General features: G+C 68.2%; 1 protein-coding gene. It reads left to right on the top strand.

Translation table 11 applies throughout. The features are described 5' to 3' along the window. Positions 1-65: 65 nt before the first annotated feature. Positions 66-1,228 (top strand): IS3 family transposase gene (locus BJF88_RS16385; protein WP_255372116.1). Its coding sequence is split into 2 segments (ribosomal slippage): positions 66-333 and positions 333-1,228, totalling 1,164 coding nucleotides; the frame shifts between segments, so codons are not numbered across the junction. The last annotated feature ends 40 nt before the right edge of the window (positions 1,229-1,268 follow it).

Genomic DNA, 1,268 nt, shown 5'->3' with positions numbered 1-1,268 from the left:
GGGACTGCTGCAGGATTGGTTGACACTTCATCTGTGGGACGAGGTCCTGCTGGAAGGATGTCGCTGTGCCCAAGAAGTTCCCGCCTGAGTTCAAGCGTGACGTCGTGCGGGTCGCCCGTCGCGGGGATCTGACGCATGCCGAGGTCGCCAACGACTTCGACATCTCCGTGGAGTCGGTGCGGCGCTGGGTGCGCCAGGCCGACATCGACGACGGGGTCACCGATGGTCAGACGACCAGTGAGCAGAACGAGCTGGTCCAGCTGCGCCGGGAGAAGCGCCGACTGGAGATGGAGAACGAGATCCTGCGCCGCGCGGCCGCATATTTCGCCGCTGGATCGCTCCCAAAATGAGCTACCCGCTGGTCCGTGACCTGGCCGCCGAGGGCATCCCGGTGCGGCTGACCTGCGGGGTGCTCGGCCACTCCAGGCAGGCCTACTACGCCTGGGCTGCCAACCCCGTCAGTGACCGCGAGCTCGAAAACGCCTACCTGACCAACGCGTTGATCGACGCCCACGGCGACGACCCGGAGTTCGGCTACCGGTTCCTGGCCGACGAGCTCGAGCGCGCCGGCCACGACGTCGGCGAGCGGCGGGTCTGGAGGTTGTGCTCGGCGCAGAAGCTGTGGTCGGTGACCGTGCGCAAGGGCAGGCGCGGGGCCGGCAAGACTCCGGGCCCGGCGGTCCACGACGACCACGTCCAGCGCAACTTCACCGCGACCGAGCCGGACCAGGTGTGGGTCACCGATATCACCGAGCATCCCACCGGCGAGGGCAAGCTCTACTGCTGCGCGATCAAGGACCTGTTCAGCAACCGGATCGTCGGCTACGCGATCGACGAACGGATGACCGCCCAGCTCGCCGTCACCGCCCTGCGCACCGCCGTGGCCCGACGCGCCCCGAGCGGCGTCGTGGTGGTCCACTCGGACCGCGGAGCGCAATTTCGAGCGCGTTCCTTCCGGGCGGTCCTGACCGCAGCCGGGCTGCAGGGATCGATGGGTCGCGTCGCCTCCGCCGGGGACAACGCGGCCATGGAGTCCTGGCACGCGCTGCTGCAGAAGAACGTCCTGAACCGTCGCCGCTGGGCCACCCGCGACCAGTTGCACGACGCGATCGTGTTCTGGATCGAACGCACCTACAACCGGCGTCGACGCCAGCGAGCCCTCGGCAAGCTCACCCCCGTCGAGTACGAGCTCGCCTTCACCGCCCAGAACGCCGCGCTTGCGGCATGATCACCACTAACCCCGTGTCAACGGATCCGGCAGCAGTCCC

Origin of the sequence: Cellulosimicrobium sp. CUA-896 (genome assembly GCF_001942335.1) — a bacterium.
Taxonomy (GTDB): domain Bacteria; phylum Actinomycetota; class Actinomycetes; order Actinomycetales; family Cellulomonadaceae; genus Cellulosimicrobium.
Note: the sequence above shows the minus strand (reverse complement) of the source record. Positions and strands in the feature narration are given on the sequence as shown.